24 protein-coding genes and 1 pseudogene are annotated in these 23,041 nt (G+C 65.5%); 17 read left to right on the forward strand and 8 right to left on the reverse strand.

Annotated features, from left to right (window positions below; translation table 11 throughout):
• Positions 1-132: 132 nt before the first annotated feature.
• Genes AC56QP_RS29050 through AC56QP_RS29060 form a run of 3 tightly spaced genes read right to left on the reverse strand, consistent with a single transcriptional unit; the run spans position 133 to position 3,933 of the window.
• Positions 133-2,391: a xanthine dehydrogenase family protein molybdopterin-binding subunit gene (locus AC56QP_RS29050; RefSeq protein WP_489862360.1), complete on the reverse strand. Its 2,259-nt coding sequence runs from the start codon at positions 2,389-2,391 to the stop codon at positions 133-135.
• A complete protein-coding gene (locus AC56QP_RS29055; protein ID WP_489862359.1) occupies positions 2,381-3,439 on the reverse strand; it encodes an FAD binding domain-containing protein in 1,059 nt (352 codons plus the stop codon). The genes AC56QP_RS29050 and AC56QP_RS29055 overlap by 11 nt, the downstream gene beginning before the upstream one ends.
• Positions 3,436-3,933, reverse strand: coding sequence for a (2Fe-2S)-binding protein (locus AC56QP_RS29060; protein ID WP_489862358.1), 498 nt, complete (start codon positions 3,931-3,933; stop codon positions 3,436-3,438). The genes AC56QP_RS29055 and AC56QP_RS29060 overlap by 4 nt, the downstream gene beginning before the upstream one ends.
• A 289-nt stretch (positions 3,934-4,222) precedes the next feature.
• Here AC56QP_RS29060 and AC56QP_RS29065 point away from each other — a divergent pair, with 289 nt between their 5' ends.
• The 8 genes from AC56QP_RS29065 (at position 4,223) to AC56QP_RS29100 (ending at position 14,658) form a co-directional block, all read left to right on the forward strand.
• Positions 4,223-4,852 carry a TetR/AcrR family transcriptional regulator gene (locus AC56QP_RS29065; RefSeq protein ID WP_489862357.1) on the forward strand — a complete coding sequence of 210 codons (630 nt, stop codon included), beginning with the start codon at positions 4,223-4,225 and terminating at the stop codon, positions 4,850-4,852.
• Positions 4,853-5,119: 267 nt separating this feature from the next.
• Entirely contained in the window at positions 5,120-6,778 is a 1,659-nt protein-coding gene (locus AC56QP_RS29070; protein WP_489862356.1) for an ATP-grasp domain-containing protein, read from the forward strand.
• Between the two features lie 37 nt (positions 6,779-6,815).
• Positions 6,816-8,348, forward strand: coding sequence for a hypothetical protein (locus AC56QP_RS29075; protein WP_489862355.1), 1,533 nt, complete (start codon positions 6,816-6,818; stop codon positions 8,346-8,348).
• Positions 8,348-9,862: a pyridoxal phosphate-dependent decarboxylase family protein gene (locus AC56QP_RS29080; RefSeq protein ID WP_497100954.1), complete on the forward strand. Its 1,515-nt coding sequence runs from the start codon at positions 8,348-8,350 to the stop codon at positions 9,860-9,862. The genes AC56QP_RS29075 and AC56QP_RS29080 overlap by 1 nt, the downstream gene beginning before the upstream one ends.
• Before the next feature lie 89 nt (positions 9,863-9,951).
• On the forward strand, positions 9,952-10,692 hold the full coding sequence (locus AC56QP_RS29085; RefSeq protein ID WP_489862354.1) for a DeoR family transcriptional regulator: 741 nt from the start codon (positions 9,952-9,954) through the stop codon (positions 10,690-10,692).
• Positions 10,693-10,844: 152 nt separating this feature from the next.
• Entirely contained in the window at positions 10,845-12,416 is a 1,572-nt protein-coding gene (locus AC56QP_RS29090; protein ID WP_497100953.1) for a sugar ABC transporter ATP-binding protein, read from the forward strand.
• Entirely contained in the window at positions 12,413-13,420 is a 1,008-nt protein-coding gene (locus tag AC56QP_RS29095) for an ABC transporter permease (protein ID WP_489862352.1), read from the forward strand. The genes AC56QP_RS29090 and AC56QP_RS29095 overlap by 4 nt, the downstream gene beginning before the upstream one ends.
• A gap of 80 nt (positions 13,421-13,500) precedes the next feature.
• The gene (locus AC56QP_RS29100; protein WP_489862351.1) at positions 13,501-14,658 is read left to right on the forward strand and encodes a substrate-binding domain-containing protein; all 1,158 of its coding nucleotides are present in this window, start codon (positions 13,501-13,503) and stop codon (positions 14,656-14,658) included.
• Between the two features lie 107 nt (positions 14,659-14,765).
• Here the strand turns inward: AC56QP_RS29100 and AC56QP_RS29105 are convergent, their stop codons facing one another.
• From AC56QP_RS29105 to AC56QP_RS29115, 3 genes are read right to left on the reverse strand one after another with little or no spacing between them, the layout of a single operon-like run.
• Complete coding sequence (locus AC56QP_RS29105) at positions 14,766-15,191, reverse strand: VOC family protein (RefSeq protein WP_489862350.1); 426 nt, start codon at positions 15,189-15,191, stop codon at positions 14,766-14,768.
• A gap of 53 nt (positions 15,192-15,244) precedes the next feature.
• A complete protein-coding gene (locus AC56QP_RS29110; protein WP_489862349.1) occupies positions 15,245-15,664 on the reverse strand; it encodes a BA14K family protein in 420 nt (139 codons plus the stop codon).
• Positions 15,665-15,702: 38 nt separating this feature from the next.
• A complete protein-coding gene (locus AC56QP_RS29115) occupies positions 15,703-16,113 on the reverse strand; it encodes an EF-hand domain-containing protein (protein ID WP_489862348.1) in 411 nt (136 codons plus the stop codon).
• 259 nt (positions 16,114-16,372) lie between these two features.
• Between AC56QP_RS29115 and AC56QP_RS29120 the strand changes: the two genes are divergently transcribed.
• From AC56QP_RS29120 to AC56QP_RS29160, 9 genes and pseudogenes are all read left to right on the forward strand, one after another.
• A complete protein-coding gene (locus AC56QP_RS29120; protein ID WP_489862347.1) occupies positions 16,373-16,807 on the forward strand; it encodes an EF-hand domain-containing protein in 435 nt (144 codons plus the stop codon).
• 41 nt (positions 16,808-16,848) lie between these two features.
• On the forward strand, positions 16,849-17,232 hold the full coding sequence (locus tag AC56QP_RS29125) for a hypothetical protein (RefSeq protein WP_489862346.1): 384 nt from the start codon (positions 16,849-16,851) through the stop codon (positions 17,230-17,232).
• Positions 17,233-17,328: 96 nt separating this feature from the next.
• The gene (locus AC56QP_RS29130) at positions 17,329-17,913 is read left to right on the forward strand and encodes an RNA polymerase sigma factor (RefSeq protein WP_489862345.1); all 585 of its coding nucleotides are present in this window, start codon (positions 17,329-17,331) and stop codon (positions 17,911-17,913) included.
• Entirely contained in the window at positions 17,910-18,359 is a 450-nt protein-coding gene (locus AC56QP_RS29135; protein ID WP_489862344.1) for a hypothetical protein, read from the forward strand. Before AC56QP_RS29130 ends, AC56QP_RS29135 begins: the two co-directional genes overlap by 4 nt.
• A complete protein-coding gene (locus AC56QP_RS29140; protein WP_489862343.1) occupies positions 18,356-18,757 on the forward strand; it encodes a periplasmic heavy metal sensor in 402 nt (133 codons plus the stop codon). The genes AC56QP_RS29135 and AC56QP_RS29140 overlap by 4 nt, the downstream gene beginning before the upstream one ends.
• Before the next feature lie 89 nt (positions 18,758-18,846).
• The gene (locus tag AC56QP_RS29145) at positions 18,847-20,007 is read left to right on the forward strand and encodes a hypothetical protein (RefSeq protein WP_489862342.1); all 1,161 of its coding nucleotides are present in this window, start codon (positions 18,847-18,849) and stop codon (positions 20,005-20,007) included.
• A complete protein-coding gene (locus tag AC56QP_RS29150; RefSeq protein ID WP_489862341.1) occupies positions 20,000-20,758 on the forward strand; it encodes an ATP-binding cassette domain-containing protein in 759 nt (252 codons plus the stop codon). Before AC56QP_RS29145 ends, AC56QP_RS29150 begins: the two co-directional genes overlap by 8 nt.
• 140 nt (positions 20,759-20,898) lie before the next feature.
• Positions 20,899-21,373: pseudogene (locus tag AC56QP_RS29155) on the forward strand (carboxymuconolactone decarboxylase family protein).
• Positions 21,370-22,230, forward strand: coding sequence for a sigma-70 family RNA polymerase sigma factor (locus tag AC56QP_RS29160; protein WP_489862340.1), 861 nt, complete (start codon positions 21,370-21,372; stop codon positions 22,228-22,230). The pseudogene AC56QP_RS29155 and the gene AC56QP_RS29160 overlap by 4 nt, the downstream one beginning before the upstream one ends.
• Positions 22,231-22,266: 36 nt before the next feature.
• On the opposite strand, the gene AC56QP_RS29165 is transcribed toward AC56QP_RS29160, so the two are convergent.
• A complete protein-coding gene (locus AC56QP_RS29165; protein WP_489862339.1) occupies positions 22,267-22,539 on the reverse strand; it encodes a hypothetical protein in 273 nt (90 codons plus the stop codon).
• A gap of 144 nt (positions 22,540-22,683) precedes the next feature.
• Positions 22,684-22,938, reverse strand: coding sequence for a hypothetical protein (locus tag AC56QP_RS29170; RefSeq protein ID WP_489862338.1), 255 nt, complete (start codon positions 22,936-22,938; stop codon positions 22,684-22,686).
• Positions 22,939-23,041 lie beyond the last annotated feature (103 nt).

A 23,041-nucleotide genomic window follows, 5' to 3' on the forward strand; every position in this document is an offset into this window, starting at 1 on the left:
CGGTTGATCTCATGTTGGGCAGGCGGGACAGCCGGCGGCCCTAGCGCCAGCCGTCCGGCCCATCGCTTTCGCTCCGGGTGTTCGTCGTTCGGAAAGCCAGGCCCTGGCTTTCCGGTTGTTACGCGGTCTCCCTCAGATCAGCAGGTCCTCGATGCGGATCGGAAAGCGCCGGGGCCGCACGCCGGTTGCGTGCCAGACCGCATTGGCGACCGCGCCGGCGGTGCCGGTGATGCCGATTTCGCCAACGCCCTTGATGCCGAGCGCGTTGACGTAAGGGTCGTCCTCGTGGACCAACAGCGCCTCGACCGACGGCACATCGGCATTCACCGGGACATGGTATTCGGCGAGGTTGGCGTTCTGGATGCGGCCCGAACGCCGGTCGGTGATGGCTTCCTCATGCAGCGCGAAGGAGACGCCCCAGATCATGCCGCCATAATACTGGCTGCGCACCAGCCTGGGATTGATGACCCGTCCGGCGGCGAACGCGCCGACCAGCCTGGTGACGCGGATCTGCCCGAAATCGGGATCGACCTTCACCTCGGCGAAGACGGCGCCATGCGCGTGCTTGGCGTGGGTCTCCTGCGATGCCGGATCCGGAGCGCCCTTGCCACGGCCTTCGATCTCGGTGAGACCGGCGCGCGCCAGGATCTCGGCATAGCTTTCGCCGCGGCTTTCATCGTCGCGCCGGTACAGGCGGCCGCCGCGCGCCAGCACGCCTTCATTGCCCGCGCCGAACAGCGGCGAGGCCTCGTTGCCGGTGGCGAGATCGGCGAGCCTGGCGATGACGGCGGCACCCGCATTGTGGATCGCCATGCCGGCCGTCGCCGTGTGACCGGAGCCACCGGCAATGCCCGCATTGGGCAGATCGGAGCTGCCGGCCCTGAAATCGACCTGGTCGATGTCGAGCCCCAGTCCGTCGGCGGCGATCTGGGCAAAGGCGGTCCAGGCGCCTTGCCCCATGTCCTGCGCGCCAGTCTCCATCAGGCCGCTGCCATCGGCCCTCAGCACCGCACGCGCCTCGGCCTGGAACATGATGGCGGGGAAGGTCGCCGTGCCCATGCCCCAGCCGGTGAGGAAGCCGTCGGCGTCGCGCATCAGCCGCGGCTGAAGCGGGCGGCTCGCCCAGCTAAACGCCTCAGCGGCTTGGCTGTAGCATTCGCGCAGCGCCTTGGAGGAAAACGGCTTGCCGGTCATCGGCTCGACCTCGGCATAGTTCCTCAGCCGGAATTCCAGCGGGTCCATGCCGCAGGCGTGAGCCGCCTCGTCGATGGCGCTCTCCAGCGCGATCGAGCCGGTGGCTTCGCCGGGCGCCCGCATGAACAGCGGCGTGCCGGTGTCGAGCCGCACTGCCTCATGCGACGTGGTGATCGCCGGGCTGGCATAGAGCGTGTGCGAGGCGTCCGCCGCCGGTTCGAAGAAATCGTCGAACGTGCTCGACGCGGTCTTGGCGTGATGGTGGATGGCGGTCAGCCGCCCCTGGCCATCCATGCCCATGCGCAAGGTCTGGCGCGTCGGCGCGCGATGGCCGACCGGCCCGTACATCTGCTCGCGCCGCAGCACCAGCTTGACCGGACGGCCGACCAGCCGCGCCGCCAGGATGCCCAGCACCTGCGGCCCGGAGATCAGGCCCTTGGATCCGAAGCCACCGCCGAGGAAGGGGCTGCGGATGTGGATGTTTTGCGGCGCGATGCCGAACAGGCCGGCGATGCGGCCCTGCGCCATGGCCAGGCCCTGGCTCGGCGTGTCGATCGACAGCCTGTCGCCCTCCCAGGCGACGACGATCGCATGCGGCTCCATGGCGTTGTGGTACTGGGCCGGTGTCTCGTAGGTCGCCTCGATCCGCGTCCTTACCGATTTGAGGCCGGCCTCGCTATCGCCCTTGTGCTGCACCGCCGGACCGCCGACGCCGACACCGCGCGGCACGAAGCTTTCGGCGTCGTCGAGACCGACGCGCGCCGGCAGCGCTTCATAGCGCGGCGACAGCAGCGCCGCTCCTTCGGTCGCCGCCTCAAGCGTCTCGGCGATCACCACGGCGATGGTCTGGTTGGGGTAGCGGACCTGATCGTTCTGCAACAGGTCGAGCCGGAACATGAAAGGATGGTCCTTGGCATCCGGATCGGCGGCCAGCGCCGGCCGGTTCGTGGGCGTCATCACCTCGACCACGCCCGCATGCGCCTTGGCCGCCTCGATATCCAGCGCGGCAACGCGGCCGCGCGCGATGCTGCTGACGGCCAACACGGCATGGAGCATGCCGGGCGGATGGTTGTCGGCCGCGTAGCGGGCCGCGCCGGTGACCTTGAGGAAGCCATCGCGACGGGTCAGTGGCTGGCCGATGCTGGAGCCCTGCCGGGCATGGGTGGGTTGCTGGTTGAGGCTGAGTTCAAGCGTCATGGCGCGCTCCTGGAATGTTCGAGAACGGGGAGGCGGGAAGGGCCGGCAGCCGCTCGGGCGTTCCCGCCAGGGCAGACATCAGCGCCCTGACCACGATGCGGCGGGCAAGCTCGATCTTGAAAGCATTGTCGCCGGAGGGGCTGGCATCGGCCAAAGCGGCATCGGCAGCGCTGGCGAAGGTTGCCTCGTTCGCATCGGCGCCGAGCAGGACGGCTTCCGCCGAACGCGCCCGCCATGGCTTGGCCGCGACGCCACCCAATGCCAGCCTTGCGGCGCGGATCTTGCCGCCGTCGACGACAAGTGCCGCGGCGGCCGAGGCGACCGCGAAGGCATAGGAGGTGCGTTCGCGCACTTTCAGGTAACGGGCATTGGCGGCGAAGGAGGCCGCCTCCGCCGGCAGCCGCACCGCCACGATCAGCTCGCCGGGCTCCAGCGCATTCTCCCGCTGTGGCGTGTCGCCGGGAAGCCGGTGGAATTCCGCCAGCGTGACGTGGCGCCGGCCCTCCTTACCCTCGATCTCGAGCACGGCGTCGAGCGCCACCAGCGGCACGCAGAAGTCCGACGGATGGGTGGCGATGCAGGCATCGCTCCAGCCAAGCACGGCGTGCAGGCGGTTTTCGCCGCCAAGTGCCGCGCAGCCGGCGCCGGGCTCGCGCTTGTTGCAGGCGCTGGCGGTGTCGTAAAAATAGCTGCAGCGCGTGCGCTGCAGGAGATTGCCGCCGACGGTGGCGGCGTTGCGAAGCTGCGCCGAGGCGCCCGACAGCAGCGCTTCTGCCACTGCCGGATAAGCCTTGGCGAACGCCGCGTCATGGGCGAGATCGGCGTTGCGCACCAGCGCGCCGATGCGCAGGCCGCCATCGTCGAGCCGTTCCATGCGGTTGAGCTCCGGCAGCCGCGAGATGTCGACGATGCGCTCGGGGCGGGTGATGCCGCCCTTCATGAGATCGAGCAGATTGGTGCCGCCGGCGAGATAGGCCGAACCCGGCTCGGCCGCCGCCGCGATGGCATCGGGAATGGTGGCGGGCCTGACGTAATCGAAGTCTCTCATGCCGCGGTCCTCCGGTCGGCTTTGGCAAGATTCTGCTGGGCTTCCAGGACGGCCTCGACGATGCCGCCATAGGCCGCGCAGCGGCATATGTTGCCGCTCAGCCCCTCGCGGATGCGTTCGGGATCGTCGCCGGCCTGTCCTTCGGCGATCAGGCCAAGCGTGCTCATGATCTGGCCGGGTGTGCAGAACCCGCACTGGAAGCCGTCATGGGCGATGAAGGCGGCCTGCACCGGATGCAGCTCTTCACCACGGGCGACGCCTTCAATGGTCATGACATTGGCACCGTCCTGGCTGACCGCCAGCGTCAGGCAGGAATTGATGCGCTTGCCGTCGACCAGCACCGTGCAGGCGCCGCACTGGCCACGGTCGCAGCCCTTCTTGGTGCCGGTGAGATCAAGCCGTTCGCGCAGCAGGTCGAGCAAGGTTACGCGTGGATCGACCTCCAGTTCGTGTCGGTGTCCGTTGATGGTAAGCGTGATGGGAAGGCTGGTCATGGGCGTCTGGCTCCAGTTTGCTTGACGCGGATGGGAAATGAACTGGTGCCTTGCCGGCGAAGGGCAAGGTAACCTTGTGGTCAGGTGTTGGCGGAAGTGGAGATGGCAGCGAATCTCGCGTGAGACAGGCGGGCAGGGGAGATGTCGGCTTGCAGGTTTGAAAGACGTGACATACCGGTTCCCCTGATTATATGATAAAGGTGCTCCACTAAAGCGGAGGCGCCTCCGTTTATTACGTGGGGGTTGACCCGACTGGGTTCAAGCCCTCGACACGACGTGGAGAAAGAAATTGGCCGCAGAGCCGTCCAGCGCTGGACAGAAGACCGACGCCGCCGAGGCCAAGCGGCTGCGTGCCGATGCGCAGCGCAACCGCGACCGGCTGGTCGAGGTGGCCGCGATCGTCTTCGCCGAGCGCGGCATCGATGCCTCGCTCGAAGAGGTCGCGCGGCGTGCCGGCGTCGGCATCGGCACGCTCTACCGGCATTTTCCGACGCGCGAGCATCTGGTCGAGGTGGTCTACCGGCGCGAGGTGGAGGCGCTGTGCGCGGCCGCCGGCGAGCTCGCCGAAAAACATCCGTCCGATGTCGCGCTGGAGCAGTGGATGCAGCGCTTCGTCGACTACATCGCCACCAAGCGCGGGCTGGCGACCAGCCTGCGCATCCTGCTTACCACCAATTCGACGCTGTTTTCCGACACGTCGGGAAGGGTATCGCAGGCCCTGCGGCAACTGGTTGACGCAGCGGTGGCCGACGGTACCATCCGCGGCGACGTCGACGCCTCCGACGTGCTGCACGCGCTTTCGGGCATCTATTCGGCCCCCGACACCCCGGAATGGCGCGACCGCTCGCGCCGGCTGGTCAAGCTCTTGATGGACGGGTTGCGGTTCGGGGCGGGGACCTCGACGAAGAGTGGCGAGTGAGGCATAGCCTTCCGCGACCGCGAAACCACCGAAACCACGCAAAGTCCGATGCACGCCCGAGCCTGTAATCCCTCAAGCCACGCATTCTTCCGACCTGCGCATCAGGACGCCACAAGGCTCGCACAAGCGCGGGGAGCCAGAGTGGAGCCGCACATCGTGCAAGCGGCGTGGAGGCTGAACCGGCCGTAACCACCGCGTGACGGAAGGCTTGAGGGCTTGAAAAGCGCGGCAGTTCAAATCGAGGTCCTTGACGAACCGAATCTCATCATGGGCAAGGCGCCCATCGTGCGGGCCGTCTTCGAGGGGCGCAATATTTCTCCCTTGTGGGACACGCTGTTCGGGCGCATTTCGGCCGATATCACCGACGCCGGGGCGTTCCTGGATGTGTCGATCCTGCTTCATGCGATCGGCGAGGAAGACAAGGCGGCGCTCAGCCAGAAGGCCGCGCTCGAGATCAGCCGCAAATATCTGATACGCAACGGACGCGGTACGGGACCGAGCGTCCTTGTCTTCATGACGGCCGGCGACTTCATGGCCAACACGCCGATCGAATTCCTGCTCGAGCACTCCGACGCGAACCTGCTGCTCTACTATGTCGACGCCGACACGGCGGACCTCGGGGATGTTCCCGAGCACGATGTCGCCTTCGTGGCTGTCGGCGAGTCCGCCGAAAACCTGGCCGTGCTGGCAAACCTCGACCGGCTGCTGCGCGACTGGACCGGCCCGATCCTGAACAACGCGCCGCGGCTCATCATGGCGCTGTCCAGGGACGGCGTCGCGGAAGCGCTGAAGGACGAACCCTCGATCCTTGCGCCTGCCGCCGCGCGCGTCGATCGGACCGTGCTCGAGAAACTGGCGTCCGGCGACATCGAGGTCGACGCACTCCTCGTGGCGAAGGCGTTTCCGGTGATTGTCCGCCCGCTCGGCACGCATGCCGGCAAGGGAATGGAGAAGATCGCCACCCGAGCGGAGCTTTCGGCCTATCTGAATTCGCACGCCGAGACCGAATTCTATGTCACGCCCTTCATCGACTACAGCGGGACGGACGGCAAATTCCGCAAGCAGCGCGTCGCCTTCATCAACGGGCGGCCCCATGCCAGCCATCTCGCGGTTTCCGAGCACTGGATGGTCCATTATCTCAACGCCGGCATGACCCAGCACGAAGACAGGCGTGCCGAGGAAGCGCTGTGGATGGCCAATTTCGACAGCGATTTCGCGGTGCGCCACGCGCGTTCCTTCGATGCGCTGCATCGACGTCTCGGGCTGGACTACTTCGCCATCGATTGCGCCGAACTCGCCGACGGCCGCCTGCTGGTGTTCGAGGCGGATGTGGCGATGATCGTCCATTCCATGGATTGGGAGAGCATCTTTCCCTACAAGAAGGGCGCCATGCGCAAGCTCTTCGCGGCATTCGAACACGCGCTGGCACGGCGCGTGGCGCGGACGCTGCCAACACCGACGACCGAATGTGCCCATACCGGAAAACCGGCCGTCTACCAGAGAACCCACGACGACTGCCTGGTCTGTGCCCTGGCGATGCTCACCGGCCGAACCTACGAGGAGATCGAGGACATCGCGCGAGGCTGCGATCCGGCCTATCCGCTTGGCGGCCCGATGAGCCATTCGATCATGCGCGGCGTTGCCAACAAATGCGGTTTCGTCCTCCTGAGCAGCATCTACATGCTGTGGGCCAAGCCGGCGATCATAGGCGTGGTGTCGCCGACCGTTCCCAACACCGGCCACGCCGTTTTCTGGGATGGCGAGAAGATCATCGATCCGGGTTTCTGCGAACGCGTCGATCGTGCCTATGTCGACCGGTGCGGGTTGGAATTCACGCAGCGGGCGAGCGATCTGCAACCGCTGATCAGCCATGACATCCAGATCTCCTACCTGGCCGGTGCCGTGGCGGCCAATGAACCGCTTTGATCACCTCGCTACCGCAGCCCTGACCACGGAGACCATCATGCCTGCAACTCAGCGCGGGATCCTGCAGGTGCCGGCGAACCCGGTCCCGGAAACGGAGGGCCCGGAGCGCCGTTCCCCGGCCTCCGTTTCCTTCCTGCTCGGCACGGGTGGCGACAGGCGCATCTGGCCGGATGCGATCACGCGCCGCAACCGCTATGGAACGCGCGCAACCCCGGCCGACGACGAGATCTCATTCTCATCGACAACGGCAAGCAACATCTCGCGTGAGGGTTTTCAGGCGGCCGGGGTCGAATTGGCGCGCCTCATGGATATCGCGTCGCCTTTCCCTGTAGATCAATGGTTCGCCGACATTCGCGACCGGATTGCCGGCAATCTCGGCTGTGCGGGGGCGGACGTCGTTCTCGCCGCCTCCGGAACGGATGCGGAGCTTCTCGCGCTGTGCATGATTGCAGGCGTCTCCAGGCGCCCCTTGACCAATGTGCTTGTCGCGCCTGACGAGACGGGGAATGGCGTGCCACGCGCGGCGGCGGGGCGTCATTACTCGGATCTGACGGCACTCGGCAGCGCCGTCGAGGCTGGCGCGCCGCTTGACGGCCTGTTGCCGGACCGTATCGAGGTGCGCACGATCGCCATCCGCAACGAGGCGGGCGAGCCTCGCCATCAGCACGAAATCGACGCCGAGATCATCGCCACCGTCGAGCTGGAATTGAGGCGGGATCGCGATGTCCTCGTCCACGTGCTCGATGCGTCCAAAACAGGTTTGCCGGCCGTAACGCGGCAGGCCGCGCGCCATGTCGCGGCGCTTGCCCCTGGACGGGTGCGGGTCATCGTCGATGCCTGCCAGTTCCGCGGCTCGATTTCGCGGCTGGGGCAGGATCTGGCGGATGGCTTCGTGGTGGCCTTGACCGGCTCCAAGTTCATCGCCGGCCCGCCTTTTTCCGGCGCGCTTCTCATCCCCCCGGCACTGGCCGAGGAGCTTGCGGCGAGGTCCGATATCCCGGTGGGCCTGGCGGAATACACCGCGGCGCAAGACTGGCCGGCGGCCCTTCGCCAGCGGATGAGCTTCGCGTTCAAGTCGGAATTGAATTTGGGGCTGGGTTTGCGCTGGGTCGCGGCGCTCGCCCATCTCGAGCGCTATGCCGCGATCGACGAGGCCCGGCAAAGCCTCGTCAAGGATGAGTTCGTCCGACTGGTGCGGTCTCGCATCGACGCCGTGAAAGGCATCTCACTGCATCAGGACGATGAAGGCGATCATCTCGGCTCACGCGCCATGGTCCCGTTGACCGTCACGAACCGCGCCGGCGCTTTCGCGTCGTTCGAGGAGTGCCAGGTCATTCAGCTGTCGATGCGCGGTCTCAACGGAGGCCCGATCTGCCATGTCGGGCAAGCCGTGCGCCTGGGCTCGCGCACGGTGCTGCGTGTTGCCGCCTCCGCTCCCGATGTGATCGGCGTTTCGACGCGACTGTCGGCCGGCCAGTCGCTGCAGCAGGCGTTTGGTCCGATCGAATCCAGGCTCGACGTTTTCTTCCAGAAACTGGCGGCGGTCCTGCACCATCCGCGAGATGCCTGATGCCGCGATCCACCGAGCAGAGCGACCCGGCCGCCGATAGTGCGGCCGAGACCAGCCTCGATCCAGCGGACTGGGATCAGTTTCGCAAGACCGCGCACGGCATGCTGGACGACATGATCACCCACATCGAGACGATCAGGCAGAGACCGGTGTGGCAGCGGCCGAGCGATGAAACGCGCGCGCGGTTTGCCCGGCCACTGCCGAACGGACCTCGCGAACTGGGCGATGTCCTCGATGATGTGCGCATGCACATCATGCCGTTCGCAACCGGCAATTTGCATCCCTCGTTCATGGGTTGGGTTCACGGCGCGGGCACGCCGATCGGCATGGTGGCGGAAATCGTCACGGGCGGCCTGAACATGAATTGCGGCGGCCGCGACCATGCCGGTCTCGTGGTCGAACAGCAGATCGTGCGCTGGATGAGCGAGGCGCTCGGCTACCCCAGTGGAGCGAGCGGCTTGTTCCTCACAGGATCCTCGATGGCAAACTTCGTCGCGCTGACGATCGCCAAGACCGAGGCACTCGGCCAGTCCGTCCGCGAGACCGGCCTGCGCGACTGCGACCGCCAGTTGGTTGCCTATACGTCCACCGAGGCGCATTCCTGCATCGCGCAGGCAATGCAGCTGTCCGGCATCGGATCGGCAAATCTGCGGACCATCGCGGTCGACGATGCCGGAAGGATGCTGCCGGGCGCATTGCGTGCGGCGATCGAACAGGACCGCACCGACGGGTTCCTGCCATTTCTGGTCGTAGGCACCGCGGGAACGGTGAACACCGGGGCCATCGATCCGCTGGCCGACATCGCCGAAATCGCATCGAGGGAAAAACTCTGGTTCCATGTCGATGGCGCGATCGGTGCGCTCGCCGTGCTGTCCGATTCCTTGCGCGGATTGTTCAAGGGCATCGAAAAATCGGCATCGGTGGCGCTCGACTTTCACAAAGGGGGCCAGGTTCCCTACGACGCCGGGTTCCTTCTGGTGCGCGATGGCGATGCCCACAAGCGCGCGTTCGCACAGCCGGCCGCCTATCTGCAGCGGGCAAATCGCGGGCTTGCCGCCGGCGAAACATGGCCCTGCGATCTCGGCCCCGACCTGTCGCGCGGGTTCCGCGCCTTGAAAACATGGATGACGATCGAAGCGCTCGGGACGGACCGCATCGGCGGCTCGATCGCTCACACATGCCTGCTCGCCCGCCATCTCGCCAAAGCTCTGCAACGCCATCCGGCATTTGAATTGAAGGCGCCCGTGGCGCTCAACATCGTCTGTTTCGGCATTCGCGGCGCGGACTCCGAATTTGTCCGCAACCTGGTGCTGGATCTTCAGGAATCCGGCCTGGCCGCGCCTTCGTGGACAACCATCAGCGGCGAGCTGGTCGTGCGCTGCGCCATCGTCAACCATCGCACGACGGTGGCCGATATCGACGCGTTCATGGATACGCTCAACCGGTATCTGCCCGATCGCGGCTTTCCTCCTGCCTCATCCCCTGAACCGTCAATTCGGCCTGTCCGTTCATGACAGCAGGGCGGCTCGGCACACCGCGCTTGCAACTGAATGCGAGCAGTTGTTAAGTTCCTCACATTTCACGTGACCAACAGGCCCGACGCATGACTTCTCGCAAAGCGCAAAGGACAGCCCGGCTGATCCATCTGCTGTCGGAACGGCGGGTCATTCATCTCAGCGAAGCGGCAATTCTTCTCGGCGTCTCAGAGATGACGGTGCGGCGTGATATCGCCACCAACCAGGGACAGATCGCCTATCTCGGCGGGCATATACTGGCGGCGGCCGAGATCGACACCGACGCTCCTTACGAACTGGCGACCGCGGCCGACAGCCATGCGGCCGCGAAGCGCGAAGCCTGCCTGCACGCGGTGCGCAAGATACGGCCCGACGAGACGATCTTCATCGACTGCGGCACGACGCTGATCCATCTGATCGACCTCATTCCCGATAATTATCAAATAACGGCAATATGTTACGCCATGAATGTCGCGGAACGCCTGACCCGCAAGGCCAATGTGACGATCATCATGCTGGGCGGTGTCTATCACCCCGCCTCGGCGTCTTTCTCGGGCACGCATGATTTCGACATCTTGAAGAGCGTTGGCATCAACGTCGCTTTCCTGTCGGCCTCGGGCGTCGATGCCAAGCGCGGCGCCACCTGCGAGCATTTCCACGAAGCGGTGGTGAAGCAGAAGGTGATGAGCCTGGCGCGCGAAAACTACCTGGTTGTCGACTCGAGCAAGATCGGCAAGCTCAAGCGCGCCTTCTTCGCGCCGATGGACGGCTTCGACGCCGTCATCACCGAACATGGCGAGGTCGGGCCGGAATCTTTCAGCGAGGCCTGAGCTTGTTTCAAAATGCCTCATGCGGCGACCAGCCTTCATTTGACATTTCGTATCACTGATGGAAAAGTTACAAAAAAAGTAAGAGAAGTCTCAAAAAGACGATCTCGTCATGAAGGGTAGGGGACGCGTCAACGGGAGGAAGCGCAGGCGTCATGGTCGAACAGGGTTCGATTGTGCTGATGTCCGAGGCCCCCTTGCTGCGCGTCGAGGGCGTCAGGAAGCGGTTCGGCGGCGTCAATGCGCTGCGCGGCGTCAGTCTCGAAATCCGGTCCGGCGAAGTTCACGCCCTGCTTGGCGAAAATGGAGCCGGCAAGTCGACGCTCATCAAGATCCTGAGCGGCGTGCATGTGCATGATGGCGGCTCGATCGAAATCGACGGCAAGTCGGTCTCTTTCGTTTCGCCCGCCCAGTCGCGCGGCGCCGGCGTGGCGGTCGTCTACCAGGATCTGAGCCTGGTCGAATCGCTTTCGGTTGCCGACAATCTGCTGCTGGGGCGAGAGCCGAGGACCCGCTTCGGCTTCCTGAAGAAGCGCCAGCTGGTGGCGCAGGCCGAAGCCTTCCTGAAGTCGCAGAACATCCCGCTCGATGCCCGCGCCATGGTCGGCTCGCTGCCCTTTGCCTATCGCCAGATGACCGAGATCGCCAAGGCGCTGATGGGCGACGTTCGCCTGCTCATCCTGGACGAGCCGACCTCGGCGCTGACCGACGATGAAGAGAAGATCCTGTTCGAGGCGATCCGCGCGGTCGCCGCGCGGGGCGTCGGGGTGATCTACGTCACCCATCGCCTCAACGAGGTCTTCCGCATCTCGAACCGGGTGACCGTGTTCCGCGACGGGCAGAACGCCGGAACATTTGTCACGGCGCAAACCAATATGCGGCAATTGGTCGGCGCGATCGTCGGGCCGGATCACGCCGTTCTGAAGGCGGACGGCGGGCCAGCTGGGCAAAGCGTGCCATCCTCCACTGGTTCTCCTGAAAAGCTGGTGCTCGAACTGAAGGGCGTCGGCAACGACCGGCTGGACCGGACCGATCTCGAGCTGCACAGCGGCGAAATCCATGGCCTTGCCGGACTGATCGGCAGCGGACGCACCGAAATCCTGCAGACGATCTTCGGCCTGCGGCCCGTGCAGTCGGGCGAGGCCAGCCTGGATGGCGTTTCGCTGAAGGGAACCGATCCCGCGGCGGCAATACGACAAGGCATCGCCCTGGTGCCGGAGGACCGTCACGTCCAGGGCCTGGTGCTCGAACATTCGATCGAGCGCAACCTGACCCTGCCTCGGTTGCCCTATTTCTCCCGCCTTGGCTGGCTGCAGCGCCGTCCGGCGAACGAGCACGCCAATGCCGCGATGCGCAGACTGGCCGTCAAGGCGCCAGGCGCGTCGACCACGGTGAAGAACCTGTCCGGCGGCAACCAGCAGAAGGTCGTGTTCGGCAAATGGAACGAGCCGCGGCCGCGCGTGCTGTTGCTCGACGAGCCGACGGTCGGTGTCGATGTCGGTGCCCGCGAGGAGATTTACGGCGTCATTCGCGCAGCGGCGGCGGCTGGCAGCGGTGTGCTGCTGGTGTCTTCGGATCTGTCCGAACTGCTTCAGCTCTGCGACCGCATCTCCATCGTCGTCGATGGCCGGATCATCAGGACGATTGCCAGAAAAGACCTCGGCAGCGCCGAGGACCTTCATCACCTCATCCAACTTTCGCAGCCATCGGAAGAGCACGCGGCATGACCGACACAAAAAGCCCGGCGAAGGCACCAATGGCAAGCGTGGCAGGTGCCGCCAACCAGCCGGGCGGGCGCGCCACGCTGCGGCATCTGCTTCAGGGCGAGCGGCCCTACATGCTCTACGTCGCCTTCGCCATCATGCTGATCGTCTTCAGTCTGGCATCGCCCTGGTTTCTGTCGATCGACAATTTTCTCAACATCGGCCGGCAGACGACATTGGTTTCGATCATCGCCGTCGGCATGACGTTCGTCATCATCTCCAGGCAGATCGACCTGTCCGTCGCCTCGACGCTGGCGCTTTCGGGCATGAGCGCGTCACTGGCCATGGCTTTCGTCGCCAACAACTGGGTCGTCGGCGCGGTGGCGGGACTGGGCACCGGGGCGCTGATCGGGCTGATCAACGGTGTCTTGACCACCCGCCTCGAAATCCCGTCCTTCCTGGTGACGCTCGGCACGTTGAGCGGCGCGCGCGGCCTGGCGCTGATGGTCACCAACACCAAGCCGGTCATCATCACCAACGAGTATTATTTCGCGATCTTCGGCGAGGGCTCCCTGCTTGGCATTCCGGCGCCGATCCTGTGGACGCTTGGCGTCACCATCGCCGGCATCCTGCTCCTGCACTACAGCGTCTACGGACGGCAGGTCTATGCGGCGGGCGGCAATCCGACGGCGGCACTCTATTCCGGCGTCCACATCAAGCAGGTCACCACGCTGGCCTTCGTGCTGACCGGGACGCTCGCAGGCCTGGCATCGCTGATCCTGTCGGCGCGTTCGCACGCGGCGCGGCCCGACGTGGTGCAAGGCATGGAGCTCGATGTCATCGCCTCGGTGATCCTCGGCGGCTGCAGCCTTTTCGGCGGCCGTGGCTTCGTGCTCGGAACGCTGCTCGGCAGCCTGATCATCGGCACGCTCAACAACGGACTGGTGTTGCTCGGCGTCAGCTCGTCACTGCAACTCGTCATCAAGGGAGCAATCATTGTCGCCGCGGTCGCGTTCACGAGGAGGTAAGGCGCGCATCCCGCGGATATCAGCAGAAAATTGTCGGCTCCAAACGGCAACGAAACGTCAACGATCAACGGAGGAAAGTCATGAAACAATCGGCACGGATCCATTCGCTTTTCTGTACATTGAGCCTCGCCGCCAGCGCGTTCGCGCTGTCGACGTCCATGAGTTTTGCGCAGACGCCGGACACATGTGTTACCGGCGTCGACCTGGCCACGCTTGGCCCCAAGGGCATCGTCGGGCAGGGCCCGCATGGCGAAAAGGCAGCCTCGCCGGACGAGCTGAAATTGAGCGACGACGAAGCCGCCAAGGTCAAGGCCGGCAAGTTCAAGGTCGGCATTTCCATGCAGACGGTGAACCTCGACTGGTCGCAGCTGCAGGTGCAAGGCATCAGCGAAACGCTGGCCAAATATGGCGTGACCGTCACTGGCGTGGCGTCGGCCGAATATCAGGTCGACAAGCAGATCGCCGATATCGAGAACACCATCCAGCAGCATCCGGACGGCATCATTTCCATCCCCGTCGATTTCACCGCCACGGCGCCAACCTACAAGAAGGTGGGCGAGGCCGGCATCAAGCTGGTGTTCATGGACAGCATCCCGGTTGGTCTCGAATCTCCAAAGGATTTTGCCTCGATGATCTCGGCCGACAGCCAGGGCAATGGCCAGATCGCGGCGCAGATCCTTGCTTCCTGTATGCCCAAGGGCGGCACGATCGGCCTGGTGAATTTCGGCGTCGACTATTTCAGCACCAATGAGCGCACCAAGGGCGTCAGTGAGTGGATGAAGAAGAACCGGCCCGACATTGTCATGAAGCAGGTCGACTTCACCGACCCCTCGAAGGTCTCGCAGATCGCTGGCGACTTCCTGACCGGCAATCCCGACGTGAAGGGTGTGTTTGCGGTGTGGGATCAGCCGGCGCTCGACACGCTGTCCTCGATGCGCGCGCAAGGCATCGATATCCCGATCACCACGGTCGATCTCGGCCTGCAGTCGGCGATCGAGATCGCCAAGGGCGGCCCGCTCAAGGCAACCGGTTCGCAGCGTCCCTATGACCAGGGTGTCGCCGAGGCGCTGGCGATGATGAAGGCGCTTATCGGTGAAACCACGCCCGCCTGGGTTGGCGTAAAGTCGCTGCCGGTGGTGCAGTCCAACGTGCTGGAATCCTTCAAGACCGTCTTCCACAAGGATCCGCCGGCCGAGCTGGTCGACGCCTGCAACAGTGCCAAGCCGAAATGCAACTGAGGTCATGAGACAGCCATGGCACCCGGGGCGATCCTGTGCCATGGCCGTTATGCCGTCCGTGGTGTCGGCGCCAGCCAGCACGACGGACCGGCGTCGGCCGAGGCCGCTCAATTGCCGATGGCAATGCCACCCCAGTCCTCCGGCGCGACATCGGCGATCGACTGCGAGAAGGTCCAGTCATGGCCGCCGAGATCGCGGCAGGAATATTGACGCTCGCCATAGGGATAGCTCGTCGGTGGGCTCAGTATGGTGGCGCCATGGCGCGCGGCACGACGATGGTGGGCATCGACATCCTCGACGCGCACCATCACGGCGAATGGCTTGGCTGTCCGCGCCTCTATCCGTTCGCCACTCTTCAGTTCGGTGACGACGACAGCCCCGTCACCGAAGCCGAGCTGGGCCCGGTGGGTGCCGATCATCAGCCGCGGCTCGAAGCCGAAGGCCTTGCAAAGCCAGCGGCTGGCTTTCTCGACATCGGGATAGGAAAGCACCGGTATGACCGCGCTCGCGGGCATGGAGCGATTGTCGATCATGTCGTCCCCCGTGCCGCGTTGAACAGGGCTCTTCGTGAGGAGCTTTCATCGCCTCAGCTGTAGGGCGACCAGCACTGCTGGCGCGGTCCGTCGTAGGGCTGGTAGCTGTTGTCCCAGGCGCGGTAGGAGACGTAGCGCTCGTGACACCAGCGCACATGCGCGGCGGCCAGCCGGGCGGCCGGACGTGGCGGCACGGTCGCCGCCGCGACGCCGGCGGCAAAGGCGGCGGCGGGGAACCAGTAGCCATTGTAGTAGCGGTAGCCGGGCCGCACGCGGACATAGCCCCGGTAGCCATTGTAGTAATAGCCGCCGCCGACGACGTAGAAGCCGCGCCGGAACCAGACCGGCGTCGGCGCGGTGGTGGCCGATACCGGACCCGAGGTCGGCACGATCGGCAAGGCCTCGGCCGGTGAGGCCAGCACCGAGGCGCCAATCATCAGGCCGCAAAACGCCGTGAGTGTCCGTTTCATCATCTCTCTCCTTTGTTGGGTGGTGTGGAAGGTCTCGGGGATCACTGGCGCCGGAGCGCCCGCAGTTCGGAAATCGAAAGCGCGCCGTCGCCGTTCGTGTCCGCCCGCACCAGCCGGTCGGGAATGAAGGCGGCAAACTCGTCGCGCGAAATTTTTCCATCGCCATTGCGATCCATGCGGTCCGCTTGCGCCTGGACGCCGGCGAACTGCGCGGCCTGGAAGTCGCGCTTCGACTTCACCTGCTCCACGGCCGCGCGCACTTCGCCCGCATCGAGCAGGCCGTTGTGGTTGGCATCCATCCGGTCGAACATCTGCGCCCGTGCCGCCTGGATCTCGCTGAATTCGAGCCTGCGGTCGCCGTTGGTGTCGATGCGCCGGAAGAGTTCCCGGGCGTTGCCGCCATCCGCGGCACAGGCGCTGCCCGCGCCAAGCAGCAGGCCGGCAAAGGCCATGACGATCTTGTTCATGTTGGTCTCCGCGTTGGGTTGGACGACCCGCCGCGGCGCGTCCTGCTGGGCCTTCTACGCACCGCCTCCTCCGCCCCTACGCGGCACGCGGTGTTTTTTTTGAGGGCGCCGCCGGGCGCAACCGCCGGCCTCACGGATTGGCAGCCTCGGCAAAGAATCTTTCGCGCCGGGCGTAGGGGCAGGGCGCTTCCTGCGTATCGGTCAGCAGTCGCCCCCGCGACCTGACAACGAAAGGACCATCATCATGAAACGCTCAACACTTGCCGCGGCCCTGCTTCTGGGGCTCGCACCACTCTCCGCCGCGCAGGCACAAGACATGCCGGGTCAGCGCATCCTGCAACGGATCGACACCAACGATGACGGCGCCATCTCGAAGGACGAGATGGCGGCCGCCCGCGAGCGCCTGTTCAAGAAGCTCGACCGCAATGGCGACGGCGTCATCGACGAGAAGGAGATCGAAAGCGCCCGCGATGCCATCATGGATCGGGCAGATGCCGCGCAGGCGAGGCTCGGCAACCGCTGGCGGCGCCTGGACACGAATGGCGACGGCAAGGTCTCCGACCAGGAGTTCGCCAGCAGCATGCCGCTGTTCGACCTCGCCGACCGCAATGGCGACGGCAGGCTCTCGGCCGACGAGATCGCGTCGGTCCGCAAGCTGATCGCCGAGCGTGCCAACTGACGATCCACGGCGATCATCCCTATCAAAACCAGGAGTACAAAATGCTCTCTTCAGCCAAATTCCCTTTGCTCTGTCTTGGCGCGATGCTCGTCTGGTCGGCTGCCTCGCCAGCCGCCGCCGAGGAATGGAAACGGCCCACGGCGCATGGCGGCGAGATCAGCCGCAGCGTCAGCAAGGATGGCAACATCCATACCGGCTCGACCACCCGCACCGGCCCCAATGGCGGCACCTATACATCGAGCTCCAAATGCGTCGGAGGCGTTGTTGACCGCTGCGCCAGAAGCTATTCTGGAACCGGACCCGACGGGCAGTCCTTCTCCGGAGAGCGGGTGTCGGCGCGTGGACCGTTCCGTGGTCGTTCGGCTGGCAGCTTCACCGGCCCGAACGGCAATACAGTCCACGGCTTGCGCCGCTGGCGCCGCTGACATCTGGTGTGATGGATTTGCATCCGAAATTCGTTTCTGCGCTTATCCGGATCGATGCGTTTTTCGGATTCGCCAAGCCGACAGGTGCCTGCCGCCGTGTCGCATGAGAGGGCCCGTGGCGACGACGACCTTCTGGCGCGCATCGCGGCGGGCAGCCAGGGCGCGCTGTCCGAGTTCATCGCCCGCCATGGCCACGGCCTGCGGGTGTTTGCCGCGCGCTATCTCGGCAATGCCGGCGACGCCGAGGATGTGGTGCAGGAGGTGTTCGTGACTGTCTGGAAACAGGCCGCTCGGTTTGATCCCGCCAGGGCGCGGGCCTCGACCTGGCTGTACCGGATCACCGCCAATCGCTGCATCGACCAGCGCCGCCGCCGGGCGTTGCGCAGCTTCATCGGTCTCGACGACATCAGGGATGAAGTCGCCTCGCCGGAGGCCGACGCCGAGGCGACGACAGCGGCGCGGCAGGAACTGGCGATTGTCCGCGACGGCCTCTCGCGCCTGCCGGAGCGGCAGCGCATGGCGGTTCTGCTCAGGGCCGTCGGCGACCTCGATATCGCGGCGATCGCCGAGGTGATGGGCGGCAGCGTCGGTTCGGCCGAGCAACTGCTTGTCCGTGGCCGGCGCGCACTCAGGGATCATATGGCAATGGCGGCCGCGGGCCGCGAAAGGAAGTCCTCATGACACGGGACGAATTCGAACGAAACCGGCGCCGCTTCGGCGACACCGTCGAGGCATGGCCGGCGCCTTTCCGGCAGCAGGCATTGGCCTTCATGGCGGACGAGGCGCCGCCTGAGGACGATCCGGACGCCGCGCTCGACCGGCTTGTGCTCGAAGCGACGCTGATCGAAGGCGACGACCAGGCGCTGGCGCGCAAGGTGCTGGCCCGTATCGACACCGGCTCGGCGCGCCCCCCGTCCTTGCTGCCGCGCTTCCTGTTGGCGCCGGCAGGGCTGGCGGCCTGCGCCGCGGCCATTCTCATCGCGGTGACGCTGGCGGGCTACCAGGCGGCGCGGCTGCAGGACGATCTGCAGGATTCGGAACTTCTGGCGCTGGCGTCCGGGGCGCGGCTCTCCGGCGATGGCGGGGCCGACATGGCGGCTGACCCAGCAGAGGAGGATTCGCTTTGAGGCGCTCCTGGCTATGGACGGCGACGCTGGTGCTGCTCGCCCTGTCGCTCGCCCTCAATTTCTTCCTGGTCGGTTATGCCATGCATGGCCTGCGGCAGGGCGCGGCGGCGCGCGTGCTCCTGTCGGAAATCGCCAGCAGCTATCCGCCCGAGGTAAGGAAGGAGTTCCGTGGCGTGCTGCGCGACAACCGGGCGCGCACCTTCCAGGCGCTGCGCGAACTGCGCACCGCACGCGCCAATCTGGCGGCGGCGCAAAAGGCCACGCCCTTCGACGAAGCGGCGGTGAAGGACGCGATGGCGGCGGTGCGCACCGCCACGACCAGCCTCCAGGCGACCATGCAGGACTATCTCCTGACCGCCCTGAAGAACGTCAATGCGAACTCCGCTTCGGGAAGTTGAGCCGCGTTGGCCCCACTGGTGGCACAATCGTCGCCGACTTATGTCGGGTGTCCAACTGGCTTGCGAGGCCTGATCGCGAAGATGAAACCATGCGGCACGACAGGCTTGTCCTGACCCTGCTCTGGCGCGAGCTGCTGGCTGGCTTGCGCTCGATGCGTCGCCGCGACCTTGCCTGGATCGGGCTGGGCGGTGGCGCTCTGCTGGTCTACGCGATTGCCGACATCGTTCTCGCCCTGCAAAAGGCGGCGGCCACGCTACGGCAGGCGTGGGCATTGTGGATGTTCGGCCTGCCCGTGGTACTTCTTGGCCTGGGATGTTTCGCGGGCAGCGCACTTGCCGACCTTTGCCTGTCGCGCGCCTCCGCGCCCTTCCTGAGGGCATTGCCGCTGTCGCTCGGAGCGCGCCGGCGCATGGCGGCGGTTGCGGCTTTTGCCATCGGCGGTCCGCTGGCGATGATGGTCGCGGCGGCGGTCGGGCTTGGCTGTGCCGTCATCGCAAAACCGCTGGCGCCGGTCTGGGGCTTTGGCGCCGCGATCCTGTTTGCCGCCGGTTTCGGCGCGGCGGCCAGATGGCGCCTGCTTTGGGGCCGCGACATGATTTACATCGATACCGCGGCCTTGGCGGGCGAGGGGAGTGGGCGCCGGCCTTGGCTCGGTGCCTTCGATCTTTCGACACCCGCCTGGCTCTCGAGCTGGGCGTGGAACCTGCCTGCTGGCCGCATCCGGCCGTCATGGCGCCTGACCGGCGCTGCCGTCCTGCTCGGTGTCGCCGCCGGCCTTGCCGCTGCGACCAGCCTCATCCACCGCAACGCCGCCCCGGCAGCCATGGCCGCCCTAACCGGCGGCCTTGTCGTGTTCATGCTGAGCGCGCGTTTCCACCCGCTCGGCTCGCCTGTGCTGCGCACCGCTCCGCTTGGCTTCGCCAGGGCCTGGCTGCGCCTGGCACGGCTGCCCCTGCAATTGTCCGTCGCCTTCTTCGCACTGCCGGCGAGTGCTGCCCTGGCGGCGGAGCCGTCGGCATGGGCGTTGCCGGTTGCCAGTGGTTTATGGCTGCTGGCGCTGAACGGCGCCTACGCGGTCTTTGCCGCCTATTTCATGACCACGCCGTTCGTCGCCGCGCTGAGCTTCCTCGGCGCCATCGCCTACGCCACCTACGAGTCGCTCGAATATGGGCGCACCGTGCTGATCGGCATTGCCGCCCTTGTCCTGTGGCTATGGCACCGGGCGCGCCTCAGGTATCGCCATGGATAGTACCGCCGATGTGCCCGAGATCCTCGCTGTTCGCGGTCTCGGAGCCGGCTATGGCGGTCGGCCGGTTGTTGGCGGCATCGAGATCACGCTCAATCCGGGCGACGTCCTCGGCCTTCTCGGCGCCAACGGATCTGGCAAATCCACCTTGCTGAAAGCCGTCACCGGTCAGATCCGCCTGCTTGCCGGGAGCGTCGCGATCAACGGCGTCGATCTCACCGGCGCGCCGGAACGCGCCAAGGCCGGTTTTGGTCTCGCCATCGATCCGCCCGACCTGCCGGCGGCGCTCACCGGCCGGCAATATCTCCAGCTCGTCGCATCGATCCGCGGCTGTGCGGAGGACGATTGGCCTGGCGCCGACGTCGCCATGCGGCTCGGGCTGGGGCGCTGGATGGAGCGGCCGATCGGCGAATATTCGCTGGGCACGCGGGCCAAGATCGCCATCGCGGCGGCACTGCTGGGCGTGCCGCCGCTGTTGATCCTCGACGAAGCCCTGAACGGCCTTGATCCGCTCGCGGCCTTCGAGGTCAAGCGCATGGTCCTGGCCCTTGCGGCGGGCAGCCGCCATGCCGTCATCATCTCCACCCATGTCGTGGAAGCCGTGCCCGGCCTGTGCAACCGCGCCCTGCTTCTGGCCGAGGGCCGCGTGGCGCGACAGTGGGATGCCCGGCAACTGGCCGAGGCCGGACGCGTGCCTGGCGCCTTCGAAGCCAGCGTCATGCAGGCGCTTGCGACCCACGGCGCCGAGGCATGAGGCGACAGTCGCAGGCATCGCCGCGTGCAATCGTGGCGTTGAACCTCCCGGGCGGCACGCATCAAAAAACCTTGGTGTGCATGTCACATTGGCGGACGCTGTCTCGTCATGATGCCGGAACCAACAGAAGGAAGCCAATCATGACCGCCAAACTTGATCTCTTCGCCGCTGCCCCCTCGCTGATGAAGGAATGGCAACGCGCATCCTTTGCCATTTCCTCAAGCCTCGAGCCCAGCCTGAGCGAACTGGTGAAGATCTCGCGCGTCCCAGATCAACGGCTGCGCCAACTGCCTCAACATGCACACCGTGTTTGCCCGCGAAGATGGAGAAACCGAGCAGCGCATCTATTTGCTGTCGGCCTGGCGCGAGGCCCCTTGCTATACCGATCGTGAACGCGCCGCGCTCGGCTGGACCGAGGCGCTGACGCGGCTCTGCGAAGGACATACGCATGAAAGTGCCTATGAAGCCCTGAAGGCCGAGTTCACGCCGGAAGAGCAGGTCAAGCTGACGTTGATGATCAACGTTATCAACGGCTACAACCGCCTCGCGGTTGGTTTCGGTGGCTGGGCCGATCCGGCGGCGATAAGGTCCGCTGCCAAGGCGGCCGCCGCTTGACGGCGAATGCGGGATTCGAGGACGCAGCAGCGAATTTCGAGCCGCTGCGTCCAAAGCTCATGCGTGTTGCCTACCGCATGCTCGGCTCCGTGGCGGACGCCGAAGACATGGTGCACGAGGCCTTCATCCGCTGGATGAGGACCGACCGCGGCGAGGTGCGCGAGCCCGAGGCGTTCCTGCGCCGCACGGTCACCCGGCTCTGCCTCGACCAGCTCAAATCCGCTCGACGCCAGCGCGAGAGCTACGTCGGTCCCTGGCTTCCCGATCCCGTCGTGGAAGAGGACGACGAGGAAGACGTCACCTTGCCGCTGCTGCTTGTGCTGGAGCGTCTTTCTCCGCTCGAGCGGGCGGCCTTCCTGCTGCACGATGTGTTCGGGCTGGGATTTGTGGAGGTCGCGGCCGCCATCCAGCGCGAACCCGCCGCCTGTCGCCAGCTCGCTGCTCGCGCGCGCACCCATGTCCGCGAGGCGCGGCCTCGTTTCAAGGCGGAAAAGCAGCAAGGCCTCGCGCTTGCCGAGGCCTTTTTCGCCGCCTCGCGCAGCGGCGACATGAAGGCGCTCGGAGCGATGTTGACGGCCGATGTCAGCGCCCATGCCGATGGTGGCGGCAAGCGTCCAGCAGCCATGGAAGTGGTCCTGGGCCACGATGCCGTCATGACCCAATATGAGCGCGTGGCGGCCTGGCTCCAGGAGAACGGCTCAAAACTCGTCCGTGTTGGTTTCGTCAACGGATTGCCCGGATTCATCACGCTGGAAGCCGATGGCGAACTGCAAACGACCGCGCTCGAAATCGAGAACGGAAAGATCGCGGCAATCTACGTGATGCGCAATCCCGACAAGCTCAGGCATCTGCATTAGGTCCACCGCCGAACGGGGAACAGCGAGCCGGAGCAGCTATCCCTTCTCTTCGACCAGGATCACCAGCGATTCCGGCACCACGCCATCGTGGGCCATCGCGTCGGCGGCTGCCTTGGTCTGCATCAGCGCGGCCATCTTGTCCATGTCCGGAACGTCCATCATCACGGCCACCCGTTTCGGGTTCTGCGGATCGACGAACGTGCGGATGTTGGTGATCCCAAGCGCGCCGAAAAGCTCCTTGCGCTTGGGTGAACCGAGCCAGTGCTTGCTATCTTTCGTGATGTTGTGATGGCCAATGACAGTTGGCATGGCACCCTCCCCGAGGTGACGCCGGCGGTCGATGTCGCCCGCCTGATGCTGCGATCCACCTCTGCGTTCCAGTCAGCGCCGTTTCTTCCAGACTGTCAATTAGCTGTTGCTGATGGATTGTTTCCGGATCGGATGGCGCGGCCGCTATTGCCGGCCGGACATCACCCGCAGCCAGGGCGCCAGGTGGAAGGCACTCATCAGGAGATACATCGCCGCCATGCCGGTGAGCGGCGAGGCATTGGCGCCCATGCACAGCATGGCGGCGTCGCCACCCTGAAGACAGGAGAGCAGCGCCATCACGGCGAAGGTGGGTGCCGCCGCGAGGCATAGCCAGTCGGCGATGCCGAAGGCGGTGTTTTCAGGGGTCGCGCCGCCGGCGCTTGTGTGGATATTGCTCATCGTCTTTTTCCTTTGATGGTTGCGACCCGTCAGAACCAGGGTTCCTCGCCACTGCCAAAGGCGGGGGGTCCAAAGGACGGGCGAGACCCGAGGCTCGCCCCGG

The sequence above is a fragment of the Mesorhizobium sp. RCAM 05104 genome (assembly GCF_059683645.1).

Bases quoted from the DNA above. Each gene is read 5' to 3' on its own strand.
- AC56QP_RS29165 (WP_489862339.1), bottom strand. From the start codon at position 22,539: ATGCCAACTGTCATTGGCCATCACAACATCACGAAAGATAGCAAGCAC.
- AC56QP_RS29080 (WP_497100954.1), top strand. From the start codon at position 8,348: ATGCCGCGATCCACCGAGCAGAGCGACCCGGCCGCCGATAGTGCGGCC.
- AC56QP_RS29125 (WP_489862346.1), top strand. From the start codon at position 16,849: ATGCTCTCTTCAGCCAAATTCCCTTTGCTCTGTCTTGGCGCGATGCTC.
- AC56QP_RS29110 (WP_489862349.1), bottom strand. From the start codon at position 15,664: ATGATGAAACGGACACTCACGGCGTTTTGCGGCCTGATGATTGGCGCC.
- AC56QP_RS29095 (WP_489862352.1), top strand. From the start codon at position 12,413: ATGACCGACACAAAAAGCCCGGCGAAGGCACCAATGGCAAGCGTGGCA.
- AC56QP_RS29145 (WP_489862342.1), top strand. From the start codon at position 18,847: ATGCGGCACGACAGGCTTGTCCTGACCCTGCTCTGGCGCGAGCTGCTG.
- AC56QP_RS29090 (WP_497100953.1), top strand. From the start codon at position 10,845: ATGGTCGAACAGGGTTCGATTGTGCTGATGTCCGAGGCCCCCTTGCTG.
- AC56QP_RS29170 (WP_489862338.1), bottom strand. From the start codon at position 22,938: ATGAGCAATATCCACACAAGCGCCGGCGGCGCGACCCCTGAAAACACC.
- AC56QP_RS29055 (WP_489862359.1), bottom strand. From the start codon at position 3,439: ATGAGAGACTTCGATTACGTCAGGCCCGCCACCATTCCCGATGCCATC.
- AC56QP_RS29100 (WP_489862351.1), top strand. From the start codon at position 13,501: ATGAAACAATCGGCACGGATCCATTCGCTTTTCTGTACATTGAGCCTC.
- AC56QP_RS29150 (WP_489862341.1), top strand. From the start codon at position 20,000: ATGGATAGTACCGCCGATGTGCCCGAGATCCTCGCTGTTCGCGGTCTC.
- AC56QP_RS29050 (WP_489862360.1), bottom strand. From the start codon at position 2,391: ATGACGCTTGAACTCAGCCTCAACCAGCAACCCACCCATGCCCGGCAG.
- AC56QP_RS29120 (WP_489862347.1), top strand. From the start codon at position 16,373: ATGAAACGCTCAACACTTGCCGCGGCCCTGCTTCTGGGGCTCGCACCA.
- AC56QP_RS29070 (WP_489862356.1), top strand. From the start codon at position 5,120: ATGGGCAAGGCGCCCATCGTGCGGGCCGTCTTCGAGGGGCGCAATATT.
- AC56QP_RS29060 (WP_489862358.1), bottom strand. From the start codon at position 3,933: ATGACCAGCCTTCCCATCACGCTTACCATCAACGGACACCGACACGAA.
- AC56QP_RS29135 (WP_489862344.1), top strand. From the start codon at position 17,910: ATGACACGGGACGAATTCGAACGAAACCGGCGCCGCTTCGGCGACACC.
- AC56QP_RS29075 (WP_489862355.1), top strand. From the start codon at position 6,816: ATGCCTGCAACTCAGCGCGGGATCCTGCAGGTGCCGGCGAACCCGGTC.
- AC56QP_RS29085 (WP_489862354.1), top strand. From the start codon at position 9,952: ATGACTTCTCGCAAAGCGCAAAGGACAGCCCGGCTGATCCATCTGCTG.
- AC56QP_RS29105 (WP_489862350.1), bottom strand. From the start codon at position 15,191: ATGATCGACAATCGCTCCATGCCCGCGAGCGCGGTCATACCGGTGCTT.
- AC56QP_RS29115 (WP_489862348.1), bottom strand. From the start codon at position 16,113: ATGGCCTTTGCCGGCCTGCTGCTTGGCGCGGGCAGCGCCTGTGCCGCG.